The 17,344-nt window shown below is 68.4% G+C and carries 17 protein-coding genes; all 17 read left to right on the top strand.

The genetic code is table 11. The features are described from left to right. Positions 1 to 133: 133 nt before the first annotated feature. The 17 genes from rho (at position 134) to G4Z16_RS09130 (ending at position 17,186) form a co-directional block, all read left to right on the top strand. The gene (gene rho, locus G4Z16_RS09210) at positions 134 to 2,152 is read left to right on the top strand and encodes a transcription termination factor Rho (protein WP_246530753.1); all 2,019 of its coding nucleotides are present in this window, start codon (positions 134 to 136) and stop codon (positions 2,150 to 2,152) included. Positions 2,153 to 2,491: 339 nt separating this feature from the next. Continuing rightward, positions 2,492 to 3,619, top strand: coding sequence for an LCP family protein (locus tag G4Z16_RS09205; RefSeq protein WP_197350375.1), 1,128 nt, complete (start codon positions 2,492 to 2,494; stop codon positions 3,617 to 3,619). A 150-nt stretch (positions 3,620 to 3,769) separates the two neighbouring features. Next, on the top strand, positions 3,770 to 3,994 hold the full coding sequence (gene rpmE / locus G4Z16_RS09200) for a 50S ribosomal protein L31 (RefSeq protein ID WP_070010905.1): 225 nt from the start codon (positions 3,770 to 3,772) through the stop codon (positions 3,992 to 3,994). Positions 3,995 to 4,095: 101 nt separating this feature from the next. Next, a complete protein-coding gene (prfA, locus tag G4Z16_RS09195) occupies positions 4,096 to 5,175 on the top strand; it encodes a peptide chain release factor 1 (protein ID WP_197350374.1) in 1,080 nt (359 codons plus the stop codon). 33 nt (positions 5,176 to 5,208) lie between these two features. Next, complete coding sequence (prmC, locus tag G4Z16_RS09190) at positions 5,209 to 6,090, top strand: peptide chain release factor N(5)-glutamine methyltransferase (protein ID WP_197350373.1); 882 nt, start codon at positions 5,209 to 5,211, stop codon at positions 6,088 to 6,090. Continuing rightward, positions 6,090 to 6,737, top strand: a complete 648-nt coding sequence (locus G4Z16_RS09185) for an L-threonylcarbamoyladenylate synthase (RefSeq protein ID WP_197350372.1) — start codon at positions 6,090 to 6,092, stop codon at positions 6,735 to 6,737. The genes prmC and G4Z16_RS09185 overlap by 1 nt, the downstream gene beginning before the upstream one ends. 160 nt (positions 6,738 to 6,897) lie before the next feature. Continuing rightward, a complete protein-coding gene (locus tag G4Z16_RS09180; protein WP_197350371.1) occupies positions 6,898 to 7,599 on the top strand; it encodes an arsenate reductase/protein-tyrosine-phosphatase family protein in 702 nt (233 codons plus the stop codon). Between the two features lie 91 nt (positions 7,600 to 7,690). Then, positions 7,691 to 9,127 (top strand): MraY family glycosyltransferase, encoded by a 1,437-nt coding sequence (locus G4Z16_RS09175; protein WP_246530752.1) that lies wholly within the window; start codon positions 7,691 to 7,693, stop codon positions 9,125 to 9,127. Positions 9,128 to 9,355: 228 nt separating this feature from the next. Beyond that, entirely contained in the window at positions 9,356 to 9,811 is a 456-nt protein-coding gene (locus G4Z16_RS09170) for a Cg1360 family ATP-synthase-associated protein (protein ID WP_197350370.1), read from the top strand. Positions 9,812 to 10,096: 285 nt separating this feature from the next. Then, positions 10,097 to 10,903 (top strand): F0F1 ATP synthase subunit A, encoded by an 807-nt coding sequence (gene atpB / locus G4Z16_RS09165; protein ID WP_197350369.1) that lies wholly within the window; start codon positions 10,097 to 10,099, stop codon positions 10,901 to 10,903. A 78-nt stretch (positions 10,904 to 10,981) separates the two neighbouring features. Further along, positions 10,982 to 11,224 (top strand): ATP synthase F0 subunit C, encoded by a 243-nt coding sequence (atpE, locus tag G4Z16_RS09160; protein ID WP_028435191.1) that lies wholly within the window; start codon positions 10,982 to 10,984, stop codon positions 11,222 to 11,224. Between the two features lie 39 nt (positions 11,225 to 11,263). Then, positions 11,264 to 11,806: a F0F1 ATP synthase subunit B gene (locus tag G4Z16_RS09155; protein WP_197350368.1), complete on the top strand. Its 543-nt coding sequence runs from the start codon at positions 11,264 to 11,266 to the stop codon at positions 11,804 to 11,806. Then, complete coding sequence (locus G4Z16_RS09150; RefSeq protein WP_197350367.1) at positions 11,803 to 12,618, top strand: F0F1 ATP synthase subunit delta; 816 nt, start codon at positions 11,803 to 11,805, stop codon at positions 12,616 to 12,618. The genes G4Z16_RS09155 and G4Z16_RS09150 overlap by 4 nt, the downstream gene beginning before the upstream one ends. Positions 12,619 to 12,735: 117 nt before the next feature. Beyond that, complete coding sequence (gene atpA, locus G4Z16_RS09145; RefSeq protein WP_197350366.1) at positions 12,736 to 14,307, top strand: F0F1 ATP synthase subunit alpha; 1,572 nt, start codon at positions 12,736 to 12,738, stop codon at positions 14,305 to 14,307. Positions 14,308 to 14,310: 3 nt separating this feature from the next. Then, complete coding sequence (locus tag G4Z16_RS09140) at positions 14,311 to 15,255, top strand: F0F1 ATP synthase subunit gamma (protein WP_197350365.1); 945 nt, start codon at positions 14,311 to 14,313, stop codon at positions 15,253 to 15,255. A 2-nt stretch (positions 15,256 to 15,257) separates the two neighbouring features. Then, positions 15,258 to 16,700 (top strand): F0F1 ATP synthase subunit beta, encoded by a 1,443-nt coding sequence (gene atpD / locus G4Z16_RS09135; RefSeq protein WP_197350364.1) that lies wholly within the window; start codon positions 15,258 to 15,260, stop codon positions 16,698 to 16,700. A 105-nt stretch (positions 16,701 to 16,805) separates the two neighbouring features. Beyond that, positions 16,806 to 17,186: a F0F1 ATP synthase subunit epsilon gene (locus tag G4Z16_RS09130; RefSeq protein ID WP_197350363.1), complete on the top strand. Its 381-nt coding sequence runs from the start codon at positions 16,806 to 16,808 to the stop codon at positions 17,184 to 17,186. Positions 17,187 to 17,344 lie beyond the last annotated feature (158 nt).

Genomic DNA, 17,344 nt, shown 5'->3' with positions numbered 1-17,344 from the left:
GAATTGATCTCCCCGCCACACATCCAGGCGGGAACCACCGTTTCGGCCAGGTCCGCGCGCAGGACCATCGCCGGACAGCACGACCGGTCGCCGAGCCAGACAGGCCGACGTCCGCTCCAGGGAAGGACCCTTTGTGAGCGACACCACCGATCTGATGGGCGTGAACGCCGCTCCTCCTGAGTCCGAAGGCTCGGGTGGCAGCTCCTCCGGGAGTGCCCCCGCGGAGAAAGCCGACGTGCCTGCCAAGGACGCTTCTGCCGCTGCCTCCGGTGCCGCGCCCAAGCGTCGGCGCTCAGGCACCGGACTCGAGGGCATGGTGCTCGCGGAGCTTCAGCAAGTTGCCTCCGGCCTCGGCATCAAGGGCACCGCGCGGATGCGGAAGAGCCAGCTGATCGAAACCATCAAGGAGCGGCAGACAGGCGGAGGTTCAGCCACCGACGCGCCCGCCGCCCACGGCAGGGACGGGGACGCCGGGGAAGGCGAGGACCAGTCCGCCGCCAGGCCCAAGCGCCGTGCCACGTCCCGGGCGCGTACGGGAGAGACCGGCGCGGAGGGCCAGCAGGACTCCGGCCAGATCGACATTCCCGGACAGCCCGCGAACGAGGAGAAGCCCGCCGGCGACCGCCGGGGCCGCCGTGAGGGCGGCAAGGCGGAAGCCGCCGTGGACACCGCCGAGGGGAAGGCGGACGGCCGCGGCGACGGCGGCCAGCAGAACAAGGGCGACGGCAGCGGCCGCGGCGACCGTGATGGTCGCGGCGACGGCGGTGGCCGTCAGCAGCAGGGGGACCGCCCCTCCAAGCGCGACCGTCAGCGCGGCCGCGGCAAGGGCGACGGCGGTGGCGGCCAGAACCAGGGCGGCGGCCAGAACCAGAGCCAGAACCAGGGCGGCGGCAACCGCCGGGACGACGACGACTTCGACGGCGGCCGGCGTGGCCGCCGGGGCCGGTACAGGGACCGCCGCGGACGTCGTGGTGGGCGTGAGGATGCTGAGCCGCAGATCGCCGAGGATGATGTGCTGATCCCGGTCGCCGGGATCCTGGACATTCTTGACAACTATGCGTTCGTGCGGACGTCGGGGTATCTGCCGGGTCCGAATGATGTGTATGTGTCGCTGGCGCAGGTGCGTAAGAACGGTCTGCGTAAGGGTGATCACGTCACCGGTGCGGTGCGGCAGCCGCGTGAGGGTGAGCGGCGGGAGAAGTTCAACGCTCTGGTGCGTTTGGACTCGGTCAATGGTGCCTCGCCGGAGGGCGGCAGGTCGCGGGCGGAGTTCAACAAGCTCACGCCGCTGTATCCGCAGGAGCGGCTGCGGCTGGAGACCGAGCCGAACCAGCTGACCTCGCGGATCATCGATCTGGTCTCGCCGATCGGTAAGGGGCAGCGTGGGTTGATCGTGGCGCCGCCGAAGGCGGGCAAGACGATGGTGCTGCAGTCGATCGCGAACTCGATCACGGTGAACAATCCGGAGTGCCATTTGATGGTGGTGCTGGTCGATGAGCGGCCGGAAGAGGTCACCGACATGCAGCGGTCGGTGAAGGGTGAGGTGATCTCCTCGACCTTCGACCGTCCCGCGGAGGATCACACCACGATCGCGGAGCTGGCGATCGAGCGTGCGAAGCGGCTGGTGGAGCTGGGTCACGATGTGGTGGTGCTGCTGGACAACATCACGCGTCTGGGCCGTGCCTACAACCTCTCGGCCCCGGCTTCGGGGCGGATCCTGTCCGGTGGTGTGGATTCCACGGCGCTGTATCCGCCGAAGAAGTTCTTCGGTGCGGCGCGGAACATCGAGGACGGCGGGTCGCTGACGATTCTGGCCGCGGCGCTGGTGGAGACCGGATCGCGGATGGATGAGGTGATCTTCGAGGAGTTCAAGGGCACCGGCAACATGGAGCTGAAGCTGGACCGGAAACTCTCGGAGAAGCGGATCTTCCCCGCGGTGGACGTGGACGCCTCCGGCACCCGCAAGGAGGAGATCCTCATGGCGGGCGACGAGCTGCAGATCATCTGGAAGCTCCGCCGGGTCCTGCACGCCCTGGACCAGCAGCAGGCCATCGAGCTGCTCCTGGACAAGATGAAGCAGACCAAGTCCAACACCGAGTTCCTGCTCCAGATCCAGAAGACCACCCCCACCCCCGGCAACGGCGGCGACTGACCGGGGAGTTCGTACCGGGCCCCAGCGGGCTCGGGAGCGAGGACCGCTCCGCCACTTGTGGTGGGGCGGTCCTCGCTCTGTGTGACCGGACCTGAGAGCTTGGCCACAGCCGCAGTCCGGTCCGTGGGCCCTGCGGCACACGTCGCAAAAGGGCATCCGTCCAGGTCGTACGGGTGAAGTTCCCTCTCGGGGCCCACGTTTGCGAAGCACGTCGGCCCTCACTGGCGGAGCATCACCGTCACACCGTGTGCAACCCTGCCCGAAGGCGTGAACCACGGGTGATGTCAGGCGTACCGAGACAGACGGCAAGGCCACACGGCAGGACTGAGGTAAGTGACGATGGCTGAGGAGAGCACCGGCGGGCCGGACGCGGCCACGGGCCGCTCCCGGAGCGGGCTGCGCGCCAGCGGCCGCCGTCGCAGGCCGCACACCCGCCGCCGGAAAGCCCTCAAGGCGGCGGCCTGGACCGCCGCGGCAGCCGTGGTCCTCGGCGGCACCGGTCTCGGCTTCGCCTACTTCAAGCTCAACGGCAACATCTCCGGCGTGGACATCGACGCCAAGCTCGGCAAGCACAGACCTGGTGACACCCCGAACGGCTCGATGGACATCCTCGTCCTCGGCTCCGACAGCCGGTCCGGTGCGAACGCCAAGTACGGCAAGGGCCAGGCCGGCGCCCGCTCCGACACCGCGATGGTCGTCCACATCAACAAGAAGCACGACAAGGCGAGCATCGTCTCGATACCGCGCGACACCATCGTCGAGCGCCCCGGCTGCGTGAAGGACGACGGCCGCGGGACGGTGCCGCCGCAGCGGGCGATGTTCAACTCCGCCTACGAGGTCGGCGGCCCCGCGTGCGCCGTCAAGACCGTGGAGTCGATGTCCGGCGTGCGCATGGACCACTACGCGGAGGTCGACTTCGCCGGCTTCAAGAAGCTGATCGACAACCTCGGCGGCGTCGAGGTCACCACCAAGAAGCCGATCAACGACCCCGACAGCCACCTCGACCTGGAGCCCGGGCCGCACAAGCTCGGCGGGGAGGAGTCCCTGGGTCTGGTCCGCACGCGTCACGGGGTCGGCGACGGCAGCGATCTCGGGCGCATCCAGCTGCAGCAGGCGTTCCTGAAGGCGCTCATGGACCAGGTCGACAGCGTCGGTGTCTTCAGCAGCCCGAAGAAGCTGTACGACCTCGCCGACAGCGCGACCTCGGCCGTCACCACCGACTCCGACCTGGACTCGGTCAGCGACCTGGCCGGGCTGGCGGGCATGCTCAAGGGGATCAAGTCCGACGACATCCAGATGTCGACGCTGCCGGTGACCTACGACCCGCAGGACCCCAACCGCGTCGTGCCGATGGAGTCCAAGGCCGCCAGGATGTGGGCCGCGATCAAGCGGGACGCCGCCATACCGAAGTCCGCGGAGAAGGGCTCGGCGAGCGAGGCCGGCGACGCCGGCAGCGTGGTCGGCTGAGGCCCTCCCGGGGGCGCGTACGGGAATATCGGGCGCCCGCCCCCGGTTTTGGGAGGTACGGCCAGTGATGGCAGACTGGACCGTCGGCCCCGGTTCACGGCGGACAAGCCCGTCCTCCGACCCGGTGCCCTCCAGGAAATAGGAGACACCTTGAAGCGCGACATCCACCCCGAGTACGTAGAGACCCAGGTGAGCTGCACCTGCGGCAACTCCTTCACGACTCGCAGCACCGTGAGCGGCGGCCAGATCCGCGCCGACATCTGCTCCGCGTGCCACCCGTTCTACACCGGCAAGCAGAAGATCCTCGACACCGGTGGCCGCGTGGCTCGGTTCGAGGCCCGCTTCGGCAAGGGCGCCGGTTCCGCCAAGAAGTAGCACCACCCGAGCGCCGGTCTCCTCGGCACGCCCCCGGGCGTGAGGGGCCGGCGCTCTTTCGCGCTGCCTGGCTCTTCCTTCTTCACGTAAAGGGACAAACGATGTTCGAGGCGGTCGAGGAACTGATCGGTGAGCACGCCGAGCTGGAGAACCAGCTCGCCGATCCCGCGATCCACGCCGACCAGGCGCGCGCCCGCAAGCTCAACAAGCGGTACGCGGAACTCTCGCCGGTGATCGCTGCGTACCGTTCCTGGAAGCAGACCGGGGACGACATCACCACCGCTCGCGAACTCGCCGCGGACGACCCGGACTTCGCCGCCGAGGTGAAGGAACTCGAGGCCCAGCGCGAGGAGTTGACGGAGAAGCTGCGGCTGCTGCTCGTGCCGCGCGACCCCAGCGACGACAAGGACGTCATCCTCGAGATCAAGGCGGGGGAGGGCGGCGACGAGTCGGCGCTCTTCGCCGGCGACCTGCTGCGCATGTATCTGCGCTACGCGGAACGCGTCGGCTGGAAGACCGAGTTGATCCAGTCCACCGAGTCCGACCTCGGCGGCTACAAGGACGTTCAGGTCGCTGTGAAGACCAAGGGTGGCGGCGGCGCGACGGAGCCCGGCCAGGGCGTGTGGGCCCGTCTGAAGTACGAGGGAGGGGTGCACCGCGTGCAGCGCGTGCCCGCGACCGAGTCCCAGGGCCGCATCCACACCTCGGCCGCCGGTGTCCTCGTGCTGCCCGAGGCCGAGGACGTCGATGTCGAGATCAACGCGAACGATCTGCGGATCGACGTCTACCGTTCCTCGGGCCCCGGCGGCCAGTCCGTCAACACCACCGACTCCGCGGTGCGCATCACCCACGAGCCGACCGGCATCGTCGTCTCCTGCCAGAACGAGAAGAGCCAGCTGCAGAACAAGGAGCAGGCGCTGCGCATCCTGCGCGCCCGGCTGCTGGCCGCCGCGCAGGAGGAGGCCGACCAGGAGGCTTCTGACGCCCGCCGCAGCCAGGTGCGTACGGTGGACCGGTCGGAGCGGGTACGGACGTACAACTTCCCCGAGAACCGGATCTCCGACCACCGCGTCGGATTCAAGGCCTACAACCTCGACCAGGTTCTCGACGGCGACCTGGACGCGGTGATCCAGGCGTGCGTCGACGCCGACTCCGCGGCCAAGCTGGCCGCGGCCCAGTAAGCGCGCGTACGGACGGTTGGTACGGAAGAGAAGATGCTGCATTCGTCCGGGGGGCGGCCCCCGAACCCACGCGGTCTGCTGATCGCCGAGGTGGCACAGGCGACCCAGCGGCTCGCCGACGCCGGGGTGCCCTCGCCGCGGTTCGACGCCGAGGAGCTGGCCGCGTATGTGCACGACGTCAAGCGCGGCGAGCTCCACCTGGTCCCGGACTCCGACTTCGACGCGCGCTACTGGGAGGCCGTCTCACGCCGCGAGGCCCGCGAGCCCCTGCAGCACATCACCGGCCGTGCCTTCTTCCGCTACCTCGAACTTCAGGTCGGGCCAGGGGTGTTCGTGCCCCGTCCCGAGACCGAGTCCGTCGCCGGCTGGGCGATAGAGGCCGTACGTGCCATGGACGTCGCCGAACCGCTCATCGTCGACCTGTGCACCGGCTCCGGAGCCATCGCGCTCGCCCTCGCGCAGGAGGTGCCGCGCTCGCGGGTGCACGCCGTCGAGCTGGACGAGGGCGCCTACGGCTGGGCGGTGAAGAACGTCGAGGGCAGCCGCGTCACGCTGCACCACGGCGACGCGCTCACCGCGCTCCCCGAACTCGACGGCCAGGTCGACCTGGTGGTCTCCAACCCGCCCTACATCCCGCTCACCGAATGGGAGTATGTGGCACCCGAAGCCCGCGACCACGACCCGCAACTGGCGTTGTTCTCCGGGGAGGACGGGCTGAGCACCATCCGCGGTCTGGAGCGCACGGCACACCGGCTGCTGCGCCCAGGCGGTCTCGTCGTCATCGAGCATGCCGACACCCAGGGCGGCCAAGTCCCCTGGATCTTCACCGAGGACCGCGGCTGGGCCGACGCGGCGGACCACCCCGACCTCAACAACAGGCCCCGATTCGCCACAGCCCGCAGGGAGGTGCCGTAATGGCACGGCGTTATGACTGCACCGACGTGACCGACCGCAAGACCGGCCTTCGTGAGGCCGCCTCGGCGGTGCGCCGCGGTGAACTCGTCGTGCTCCCCACGGACACGGTGTACGGGATCGGCGCCGACGCATTCAGTCCGGACGCCGTCGGCGATCTGCTGGAGGCCAAGGGGCGTGGCAGGAACATGCCTTCACCGGTGCTGGTCGGCTCTCCGAACACGCTGCACGGTCTCGTCACCGACTTCTCCGAGGCGGCCTGGGAGCTGGTCGACGCCTTCTGGCCGGGCGCGCTCACGCTCGTCGCCAAGCACCAGCCGTCGCTGACGTGGGACCTGGGCGATGCCCGCGGCACCGTGGCCGTGAGGATGCCCCTGCACCCCGTCGCCATCGAGCTGCTCAAGGAGTTCGGGCCGATGGCCGTCTCCTCGGCGAACCTCACGGGTCACCCCGCGCCGCAGGACTGCGACGCGGCGCAGGAGATGCTCGGCGACTCCGTGGCCGTCTACCTCGACGGCGGCCCGACGCCCGACTCCGTGCCGTCCTCGATCGTCGACGTCACCGGCGCGACGCCGGTGCTGCTGCGCACGGGTGCGCTGAGCGCCGAGGAGCTGCGCAAGGTCGTTCCCGACCTGGAGGTGGCACCGTGACCGGGAGGAGGGCCGCGGCGGTCCTCATCCGGACCGGTGCGTCCTTGCCGCCGGGGCACGGGTTCGGCCCCCGGCCCACCCCGGTTTCCGATCCCGGCCGGGCCGGGCGCAGGAGCCGGAGGAAGCGGCCCGCGGACGGGCAGGCCGGGAGATATCTGCAGTGAACACCCCGCACGGGCGTGGCACCGCGGAACCCGGCGGCATAAGCGGCACAGGCTCGGCATGGGGCGCAGTACAGGCCTCCGGCACGGGCACCGCCGGTGCCTTCCGCATCCTCCACGTCTCCACCGGCAACGTCTGCCGCTCGCCCCTGACCGAGCGGCTGACCCGGCATGCCCTGGAGGAGCGGCTCGGAGACGGCCGCAGCGGGGGCATCCTCGTGGAGAGCGCCGGCACCTGGGGGCACGAGGGCGCACCGATGGAGGACCACGCGGCCGAGGTGCTGCTGGAGCACGGGGCGGACCCCGAGGGCTTCCGCGGCCGCGAGCTGCTGGACGAGCACGTGATCCGGGCGGACCTCGTGCTCACCGCCACCCGTGACCACCGGGCGCAGGTCGTTTCGATGGGGCATTCGGCCGGGCTGCGTACATTCACGCTCAAGGAGTTCACACGTCTCGTACGGGCGATAGACGCGGCGACCCTGCCCGATCCCCGCTCCGCCGAGGGCGTCGTCGAGCGTGCGTATGCCCTGGTGCAGGCCGCTGCGGCCCTGCGGGGCTGGCTGCTGGCGCCCAGCCCCGAGGCCGACGAGATCCATGATCCGTACGGTGCTCCCATCCCGTACTTCCGCTCGGTGGGCGACGAGATCAGCAAGGCCCTGGACCCGGTCGTCACGGCTCTGACGGGCGTTCCCGCCCGTTAGGGGATCTGTTGTCCGCATACGTGAAACCGCCGGCCCCGCGCAGGTGTCCTATGGTGTGGGGCCAAGGAACAGCGAAACCCCTGGGGAACCCGTGCGTGAATATCTGCTGACGCTCTGTGTCACGGCAGCGGTCACCTATCTCCTGACCGGGCCGGTGCGGAAGTTCGCCATCGCGGCGAAGGCCATGCCTCAGATCAGGGCGCGCGATGTGCACCGCGAACCGACTCCGCGCCTCGGCGGCATCGCGATGTTCGGCGGTCTGTGCGCGGGGCTCCTGGTCGCTTCCCAACTCACGAACATCGGCGAGCTGTTCATCCTTTCCGACGAGCCGCGCGCACTGCTCTCCGGTGCCGGGCTGATCTGGCTGCTGGGTGTCCTGGACGACAAGTGGGGCGTCGACGCGCTGGTCAAGCTGGGCGGCCAGATGATCGCCGCGGGCGTCATGGTGCTTCAGGGGCTCACGATCCTTTGGCTGCCGGTCCCGGGTGTGGGAAATGTCGCGCTGACCCAGCTGCAGGGCACGCTGCTGACGGTCGCGCTCGTCGTGATCACCATCAACGCCGTGAACTTCGTCGACGGCCTGGACGGCCTGGCCTCCGGCATGGTCACCATCGCCGCCGCAGCGTTCTTCATGTACGCCTACCGGATCTGGTACGGCTACGGCGTCGAGGCGGCCGCGCCGGCAACGCTGTTCGCCGTGCTCCTGATGGGCATGTGCCTGGGTTTCCTGCCGCACAACATGCATCCGGCGCGGATCTTCATGGGCGACTCGGGGTCGATGCTGATCGGTCTTGTACTGGCCGCGGGCGCGGTCTCGATCACCGGTCAGGTCGACCCGGACCTCATGGTGCAGCACACCGGCTCCGTGCGCTCCGCGGTCCACACGATGGTGCCGCTGTACATGCCCCTGCTGCTGCCGTTGACGATCATCGCGATCCCCGTCGCCGACCTGGTGCTGGCGATCGTCCGCAGGACCTGGCGCGGTGAGTCGCCGTTCGCGGCGGACAAGGGGCACCTGCACCACCGGCTGCTGGAGATCGGGCACTCGCACAGCCGCGCGGTCCTGATCATGTACTTCTGGTCGGCACTGATCGCCTTCGGAGCGGTCGCGTTCTCGGTGCAGTCCTCCAGCCTCGGCATCGTGCTTGCGATCGTCCTGCTGAGCGCCGTGGGGCTCGTGGTTCTGCTGATGCCGCGCTTCACGCCGCAAGTGCCGCGCTGGGCCTACGCTTTCGTGCCGCCGCGCTACAGGCGTGAGGCCGCCGATGCGGACAATGCGAATGAAGACGATCCGGTTTCCGATGCTTCGCCCGATTCACCGTCTTTGGTGGATATCGAGAAGAATGCGCAATTCGCCGTGGGCAACGGGAATTCGGCCGAGGTGGCCGAGAAGGAGAAAACCGAAAAGGCGGAAACCGCACCTCAGCCCGCATTCGCGGGGCTCAACGGCGCCACGGCGATGGGCCGCAACGGTCAACGGGGCGCTCGGAGTTCGGGCCCTGCGTGTGACAGCGAGCACACCAAGTAGGTAAAGACCTCATCAAATAGTTTGTGATAGCGTTCACGAAAGCCGGATGAACCGAGGACCGGGGCGGAGGACGCCGCGCCGGATCTGCGGTTTTCGAGTCCTCGTATCCAGACCGGAGAAGGGGACGTCGTCACCGGCGAACTGCCTTCGGCTGGCGCACAACTCCTCGGGGAGTGTGGTCCGTCGAGGCAGGCATCGCCCGCCCCCGACCTCGCCGGAGCTGCCCTCATGCAGTCCAACGATGCCCGGATTCTCCGCGGCTCGGCGGTCTTCGCCGCCCCAGTGGGAGTCGTCGCCACCGTCGTCAGTGCGCTGACGGCAGGCGGAAAGGGTCTCATCGGCGCGCTCGTGGCGGTCGCCGTCGTCGCCGTCTTCTTCGGCCTCGGGTTCGCAGCGCTCATGCGCATCACCCAGGACAAGCCGCAAGTGACGATGATGGCCGGGATGTTGGTCTACACGGTGCAGATGCTCCTCATCGGCGTCTTCATCATCGTCTTCAGCGGGACCACGCTCTTCAACAGCCGGGCCTTCGCCCTCACGTTGCTCGTCACCGCCCTGGCGTGGGTCGGCGGCCAGGTCCGCCACAGCCTCACGAGCAAGATGCTCTACGTCGATCCCGTACCGTCCGCGCCCGCCAAGGGGGCAGCGCACACGGGGAAGTCGGAGCCTCGGGATGAGACGTGAGGGGGAGCGCCAGGGGCTTGATCCCGATCTGCTATCGTCCGGAAACGCATCCGGCCGTGTGGGGCCCGCTCGCCAGAGGAGCGCAGCGCCCCGGCGGCCTGCGGTGTACTCGGATCCGGAGCTGTGGCCGCAGCGTGGATCCCGGGTGCCCGGTCCTCGGTGCACACTCCGGGTCGACCGCCGTGGCATCGCCACACTCTGTCCCCCGTGCCGACAAGCGGTCTCACCAGCCGCGCTGACACACAAGGTTGCCGTCACTTATGCGTCACGACGAAGGAGTCACGGGTGAGCGCCCTAACGCTGCTGGCTAACACCGATTGCCACATCAACGCAGGCTGCGCTTTTCCCGCGCCGGGCCTTCACTCGTTCCAGTTCAAGCCGATCTTCACCGTCGGCGGCCTCGAGTTCACCAAGCCGATGCTGATCGCGATCATCTGCATGGTGATCGTCGTCGGCTTCTTCTGGTCCGCGTTCAGCAAGCCGAAGCTGGTCCCGGGGAAGCTGCAGTTGGTCGGAGAGATCGGCTACAACTTCATCGCGAAGAGCATCGCCGGCGATGTGATCGGCAAGAAGGGGAAGAAGTACGTCCCCTTCCTGATGTCGATCTTCTTCTTCGTGTGGATCATGAACATCATGGCCATCATCCCGCTGGCGCAGTTCCCGTCGACGTCACGGTTCGCGTTCCCGGTGGCACTCGCGCTGCTGGTGTTCGTGACGTACATGTTCCTGACGTTCAAGACCCACGGACTCAAGGGCGGCGTCAAGAACCTGGTGTGGATCGACGGTCTTCCCAAGCCCCTCGTACCGCTGATCGTGCTCCTGGAGTTCATCCAGAACGTGATCACCCGTCCGTTCACCCTCGCGGTGCGGCTGTGGGCCAACATGTTCGCCGGCCACATGCTGATCGTGATGTTCAGCGCCGCCGCCTGGTATCTGGTGACCCCCTCGTTCCTTGCCGCCGTCGCGGGTGGATCCTTCCTCCTGGCGGTCGGCATGACGGCCTTCGAGGTCCTGATCCAGTTCCTGCAGGCGTACATCTTCACGCTGCTCGCCGCGATCTACATCAGCGGAGCGCTCGAAGAGGCCCACTGATCCGACCGAACTCCCCTCGTACCAACGGAACTTCGCTGGGAAGGCCCCCAGCGGACCGCATCACATAGGAAGAAGAAGATGACTGCTGAGCTTGTCAACCTCGCTGCCGTCGACATCAAGGGCAACCTCGGAGCCGTCGCGTACGGTCTCGCCGCAATCGGCCCCGGTGTCGGTATCGGCGTGGTCTTCGGCCACTCCATCGAGGCCATGGCCCGTCAGCCCGAGGCCATGGGCATCATCCGTACCAACATGTTCCTCGGCTTCGCGCTCTGTGAGGTCCTCGCGCTCCTCGGCCTCGTCGTCCCCTTCATCTTCTCGTAAGCGGGACGCCGGTAGCCATTCCCGACGAAAGGTTCGGACATGTTGACTTTCTTGGCTCAGGAGGGGCACGCGCAGAACCCTCTGCTGCCCGAGCCCGTGGAGCTGGTCGTCGGCCTGATCGCCTTCTTCATCGTCTTCGGCGTCCTCGGTAAGAAGCTGCTGCCCACCATCCAGAAGACCCTGGACGAGCGGCAGGACGCGATCGAGGGTGGCCTGGAGCGAGCGCAGGAGGCGCAGACCGAGGCCAACCAGACTCTCGAGGAGTACAAGGCCCAGCTCGCCGAGGCCCGCCACGAGGCGGCCCGGATCACCGAGCAGGCACGTGAGCAGGGTGCTGCGATCATCGCGGAGATGCGCGAGGAGGGGCAGCGCCAGCGCGACACGATCATCGCCGCAGGCCACGCGCAGACCGAGGCGGACCGCCGTCAGGTGACCGTCGCACTGCGTCAGGAAGTCGGCCGCATGGCCACGGACCTGGCCGGCCGCGTCGTCGGTGAGTCCCTCGAGGACGTCGCACGCCAGAGCCGCGTCATCGACCGCTTCCTCGAGGACCTCGAGGAGAAGGCCGAGGCCACCCGATGATCGGCGCGAGCCGTGACGCACTCGCCGCAGCCCGCGAGAGCCTGACGGCGCTGACCGACAGCACGTCGGTCGACCCGAAGCAGCTCGCCGACGAGCTGGCCGAAGTCACGGCGCTGCTGGACCGCGAGGTCTCGCTGCGCCGTGTGCTGGCCGACCCGTCGCACAGCGGTGAGCGCAGGGCCGAGCTGGTCGCGAGCGTGCTCGGCGACCAGGTGGGCGGGTCGACCGTCGACCTGGTCTCCGGAATGGTGCGGTCCCGCTGGTCCGCCCCGCGCGACCTGGTGGACGCGACCGAGGAGCTGGCGGACACCGCCGACCTCATCGCCGCGGAGCGTGACGGTGCGCTGGACGAGACCGAGGACGAGCTGTTCCGGTTCGCCCGTACCGTCGCCTCGTCCCCCGACCTGCGTGCGGCGCTGACAGGGGAGAAAGCCCCGGCGTCATCGAAGGTGCAGCTGCTGCACACGCTGCTCGACGGCAGGTCGAGGCCGACGACGGAGCGTCTCGTCACGCGTCTCGTGGTACGTCCGCGGGGACGTAGCCTGGAGGGCGGGCTGGAGTCCCTCTCCCGGCTGGCGGCGGAGCGGCGCGGCCGCTCGGTGGCTGTCGTCACCTCGGCGGTGCCGCTGAGTGACCAGCAGCGGCAGCGTCTCGGTTCGGCGCTGGCGAGGCTCTACGGACGCGAGATGCATCTGAATCTCGACGTGGACCCGGAGATCCTCGGCGGGATCAGGGTGCGGGTCGGCGACGAGGTCATCAACGGCTCCATCGCAGACCGTCTCAGCGAGGCGGAGCGGCGCCTGGCCGGCTGACGCCGGACACAAGGTGCGAAGGCGTTCGCGCCACACCAACTCAACAGCATCACTTAGCGGCCCGAGTTGGGCCGTAGAAGATCGATACGGTCCCAACAAGGAGAGCAGGGAACCCAGATGGCGGAGCTCACGATCCGGCCGGATGAGATCCGGGAGGCGCTGGAGAATTTCGTCCAGTCGTACGAACCGGACGCGGCCTCGCGCGAAGAGGTCGGGACGGTCAGCGTTGCCGGTGACGGCATCGCGAAGGTCGAGGGTCTTCCCTCGGCCATGGCGAACGAGCTGCTGAAGTTCGAGGACGGAACCCTCGGCCTCGCCCTCAACCTCGAGGAGCGAGAGGTCGGTGCGGTCGTCCTCGGTGAGTTCAGCGGCATCGAGGAGGGCCAGCAGGTGCGCCGCACCGGCGAGGTCCTGTCGGTTCCGGTCGGCGACAGCTACCTCGGCCGCGTCGTGGACCCGCTGGGCGCCCCGATCGACGGCCTCGGTGACATCGAGTCCGAGGGCCGCCGCGCGCTCGAGCTGCAGGCCCCCTCGGTCATGGACCGCAAGTCGGTCCACGAGGCGATGGAGACGGGCTACAAGGCCGTCGACACCATGACCCCGATCGGCCGCGGCCAGCGTCAGCTGATCATCGGCGACCGCCAGACCGGCAAGACCGCGCTCTGCGTCGACACGATCATCAACCAGCGCGACAACTGGCGCTCCGGCGACCCGGACAAGCAGGTCCGCTGCATCTACGTCGCCGTCGGCCAGAAGGGCTCCACCATCGCGTCCGTACGCGGCGCCCTGGAGGAGGCCGGTGCGCTGGAGTACACGACGATCGTCGCCGCCCCGGCGTCCGACCCGGCCGGCTTCAAGTACATCGCCCCGTACACCGGCAGCGCCATCGGCCAGCACTGGATGTACCAGGGCAAGCACGTCCTCGTCGTCTTCGACGACCTGACCAAGCAGGCCGACGCCTACCGCGCCGTTTCCCTGCTGCTGCGCCGCCCGCCGGGCCGTGAGGCCTACCCGGGCGACGTCTTCTACCTGCACTCCCGTCTGCTGGAGCGCTGCGCCAAGCTTTCCGACGACATGGGCAAGGGCTCGATGACGGGCCTGCCGATCGTCGAGACGAAGGCGAACGACGTGTCGGCGTTCATTCCGACCAACGTCATCTCCATCACCGACGGCCAGTGCTTCCTGGAGTCCGACCTCTTCAACGCCGGCCAGCGTCCCGCGCTGAACGTCGGTATCTCGGTCTCCCGTGTCGGTGGTTCCGCGCAGCACAAGGCGATCCGCCAGATCACCGGTTCGCTCCGTGTGGACCTCGCCCAGTACCGCGAGCTCGAGGCGTTCGCCGCCTTCGGTTCCGACCTGGACGACGCCTCCAAGGGCGCGCTGGAGCGCGGCAAGCGGATGACCGAGCTGCTCAAGCAGTCGCAGTACAACCCGTTCTCGACCGAGGACCAGGTCGTCTCCGTCTGGTCCGGCACCAACGGCAAGATGGACGACGTCCCCGTCGAGGACATCCGCCGCTTCGAGCGCGAGCTGCTGGAGTACATGCACCGCGAGAACAAGGGTCTCCTGACCAGCATCGTCGAGGGCGGCAAGATGACCGACGACACGATCCAGGAGCTCGGCGAAGCGGTGGACAAGTTCAAGAAGCAGTTCCAGACCGCGGACGGCAAGCTGCTGGGCGAGGACTGAGCGATGGGCGCTCAGACCAGGGTCTACAAGCGGCGGATCAAGTCCGTCACGGCGACCAAGAAGATCACCAGGGCGATGGAGATGATCGCCGCGTCGCGCATCATCAAGGCGCAGCGCCGGGTGGCGGCTTCCGAGCCGTACGCCGAGGAGCTGACCAACGCCGTGCGTGCGGTCGCCACCGGCTCGAACGTGAAGCACGCCCTCACCACGGAGGCCGAGCACCCGACTCGGGCCGCGGTCCTGCTCATCGTGAGCGACCGCGGTCTGGCGGGCGGCTACAACTCCAACGCCATCAAGGCGGCCGACCGGCTGACCAACCGGCTGATCGGCGAGGGCAAGGAAGTCGTCAACTTCATCGTGGGCACCCGCGGTGTGACGTACTACCGCTTCCGTGAGCGTGCGATCAGGGAGTCCTGGAGCGGCTTCACCGACAACCCGACGTACGCGGACGCCAAGGCCGTGGCCGCGCCGCTCATCGAGGCGATCCAGAGCGACACGGGCGCCGAGAACGGCGTGGACGAACTCCACATCGTGTACACGGAGTTCATCTCCATGATGACGCAGACGCCGGTCGACGACCGGATGCTGCCGCTCAGCCTGAAGGAGACCGCGGAGGAGTCGGCCGGGGTCATCCAGGAGAACATCAAGCGAGGCCCGGAGGTCCGTCCGCTCTTCGACTTCGAGCCGTCGGCCGAGCAGGTCCTCGACGCACTGCTGCCGCGGTACGTCGAGAGCCGCGTCTACAACGCGCTGCTGCAGGCCGCCGCCTCCAAGCACGCCGCCACCCGGCGTGCGATGAAGTCGGCGACGGACAACGCCGAAGACCTCATCAAGTCGCTCACGCGGCTTGCCAACGCGGCCCGCCAGGCCGACATCACCCAGGAAATCAGCGAGATCGTCGGTGGCGCGAGCGCGCTGGCTGACGCTTCTGCGGGGAGTGACCGCTAACCATGACCGAAACTCTTGAGAAGGCCACGGCGGCGGGCCGCGTCGCACGCGTCATCGGCCCGGTGGTCGACGTGGAGTTCCCCGTCGACCAGATGCCCGACATCTACAACGCGCTGACGGTCGAGGTCGCAGACCCGGCCCAGGCGGGCAAGAAGAAGACCCTCACCCTCGAGGTCGCACAGCACCTCGGCGAGGGTCTCGTGAAGGCCATTTCCATGGAGCCCACCGACGGTCTGGTCCGCCAGGCCGAGGTGACCGACACCGGCGCGGGCATCACCGTTCCCGTCGGCGACGTCACCAAGGGCCGGGTGTTCAACACCCTGGGCAAGATCCTCAACGACCCCGAGGCCGAGTCCGAGGTAACGGAGCGGTGGTCCATCCACCGCAAGGCCCCCGCCTTCGACCAGCTCGAGTCCAAGACCGAGATGTTCGAGACGGGCCTGAAGGTCGTCGACCTGCTGACCCCGTACGTCAAGGGCGGCAAGATCGGCCTGTTCGGCGGCGCCGGCGTCGGCAAGACCGTTCTCATCCAGGAAATGATCATGCGTGTGGCGAAGCTGCACGAGGGCGTTTCCGTGTTCGCCGGTGTCGGCGAGCGCACGCGTGAGGGTAACGACCTCATCGACGAGATGGCCGAGTCCGGCGTTCTCCCGCAGACCGCGCTGGTCTTCGGTCAGATGGACGAGCCGCCGGGCACCCGCCTCCGGGTCGCCCTCGCGGGTCTGACCATGGCGGAGTACTTCCGCGATGTGCAGAAGCAGGACGTGCTGTTCTTCATCGACAACATCTTCCGCTTCACGCAGGCCGGTTCCGAGGTCTCCACGCTGCTCGGCCGCATGCCCTCCGCGGTGGGCTACCAGCCGAACCTGGCGGACGAGATGGGTGTGCTCCAGGAGCGCATCACCTCGACGCGTGGTCACTCCATCACCTCCATGCAGGCGATCTACGTGCCCGCGGACGACCTCACCGACCCGGCTCCGGCCACCACGTTCGCGCACCTCGACGCGACGACGGTGCTCTCGCGGCCGATCTCGGAGAAGGGCATCTACCCGGCGGTGGACCCGCTGGACTCGACGTCCCGGATCCTGGACCCGCGCTACATCTCGCAGGAGCACTACGACTGCGCGAACCGCGTGATCGGGATCCTGCAGAAGTACAAGGACCTCCAGGACATCATCTCGATTCTCGGCATCGACGAGCTGTCCGAGGAGGACAAGCTCACCGTCAGCCGGGCCCGCCGTATCGAGCGCTTCCTGTCGCAGAACACCCACGCGGCGAAGCAGTTCACGGGCATGGACGGATCGGACGTTCCGCTGGACGAGTCGATCACGGCGTTCAACGCGATCGCCGATGGTGACTTCGACCACTACCCGGAGCAGGCGTTCTTCATGTGCGGTGGCCTCGACGACCTGAAGGCCAAGGCCAAGGACCTCGGCGTCTCCTGACGCCCGGGTCCGGCGCGAGACGGGGCCGGACCGCGGGGCACAGCCCTTCGGCCCGTCCCCGTCCCCGCACCCCTTATCCTTTTCCTAACCTACGAAGGAGCCACAGTGGCTGAGCTGCACGTCGAGTTGGTCGCCGCGGACCGCAAGGTCTGGTCCGGCGAGGCCAGCCTGGTCGTCGCGCGCACCACGTCCGGCGACATCGGCGTCATGGCGGGCCACCAGCCGCTGCTCGGCGTGCTGGAGCCGGGCGCGGTCATCATCCGCACGGCCGGCGAGACCGGCGAAGGCACCGTGGTGGCCGCGGTGCACGGCGGCTTCATCTCCTTCGCGGACGACAAGATGTCGCTGCTGGCGGAGGTCGTCGAGCTGTCCGACGAGATCGACGTCGAACGTGCCGAGCGGGCGCTGGAGCGTGCGAAGTCGGAGGACGACGCCGCCGCCGAACGGCGTGCCGAGGTCCGCAAGCGAGCGGTGGCGGTCCGCTGAGGAGGCGGCCGACGCCCTGCACGGAGCCGGGCACGACAGGTACGAAGTTCAGCCGCGGGCTGTTCCGGGTCACCCCGGAGCTACCCGCGGCTGAGCCAATACAGAGGGGGACGCGGGATCCACAAGATCTCACGGCTCCGGGAGCACCGCGCCACGCG

It is taken from the genome of Streptomyces bathyalis (genome assembly GCF_015910445.1).
GTDB lineage: Bacteria > Actinomycetota > Actinomycetes > Streptomycetales > Streptomycetaceae > Streptomyces > Streptomyces bathyalis.
Note: the sequence above shows the minus strand (reverse complement) of the source record. Positions and strands in the feature narration are given on the sequence as shown.

What these genes read in the sequence shown, in the direction of transcription:
- G4Z16_RS09155 (WP_197350368.1), top strand. Translation starts at nt 11,264, where the DNA reads ATGTTGACTTTCTTGGCTCAGGAGGGGCACGCGCAGAACCCTCTGCTG.
- atpE (WP_028435191.1), top strand. Translation starts at nt 10,982, where the DNA reads ATGACTGCTGAGCTTGTCAACCTCGCTGCCGTCGACATCAAGGGCAAC.
- G4Z16_RS09170 (WP_197350370.1), top strand. Translation starts at nt 9,356, where the DNA reads ATGCAGTCCAACGATGCCCGGATTCTCCGCGGCTCGGCGGTCTTCGCC.
- G4Z16_RS09150 (WP_197350367.1), top strand. Translation starts at nt 11,803, where the DNA reads ATGATCGGCGCGAGCCGTGACGCACTCGCCGCAGCCCGCGAGAGCCTG.
- G4Z16_RS09205 (WP_197350375.1), top strand. Translation starts at nt 2,492, where the DNA reads ATGGCTGAGGAGAGCACCGGCGGGCCGGACGCGGCCACGGGCCGCTCC.
- atpA (WP_197350366.1), top strand. Translation starts at nt 12,736, where the DNA reads ATGGCGGAGCTCACGATCCGGCCGGATGAGATCCGGGAGGCGCTGGAG.
- G4Z16_RS09185 (WP_197350372.1), top strand. Translation starts at nt 6,090, where the DNA reads ATGGCACGGCGTTATGACTGCACCGACGTGACCGACCGCAAGACCGGC.
- G4Z16_RS09140 (WP_197350365.1), top strand. Translation starts at nt 14,311, where the DNA reads ATGGGCGCTCAGACCAGGGTCTACAAGCGGCGGATCAAGTCCGTCACG.
- prfA (WP_197350374.1), top strand. Translation starts at nt 4,096, where the DNA reads ATGTTCGAGGCGGTCGAGGAACTGATCGGTGAGCACGCCGAGCTGGAG.
- prmC (WP_197350373.1), top strand. Translation starts at nt 5,209, where the DNA reads ATGCTGCATTCGTCCGGGGGGCGGCCCCCGAACCCACGCGGTCTGCTG.
- atpD (WP_197350364.1), top strand. Translation starts at nt 15,258, where the DNA reads ATGACCGAAACTCTTGAGAAGGCCACGGCGGCGGGCCGCGTCGCACGC.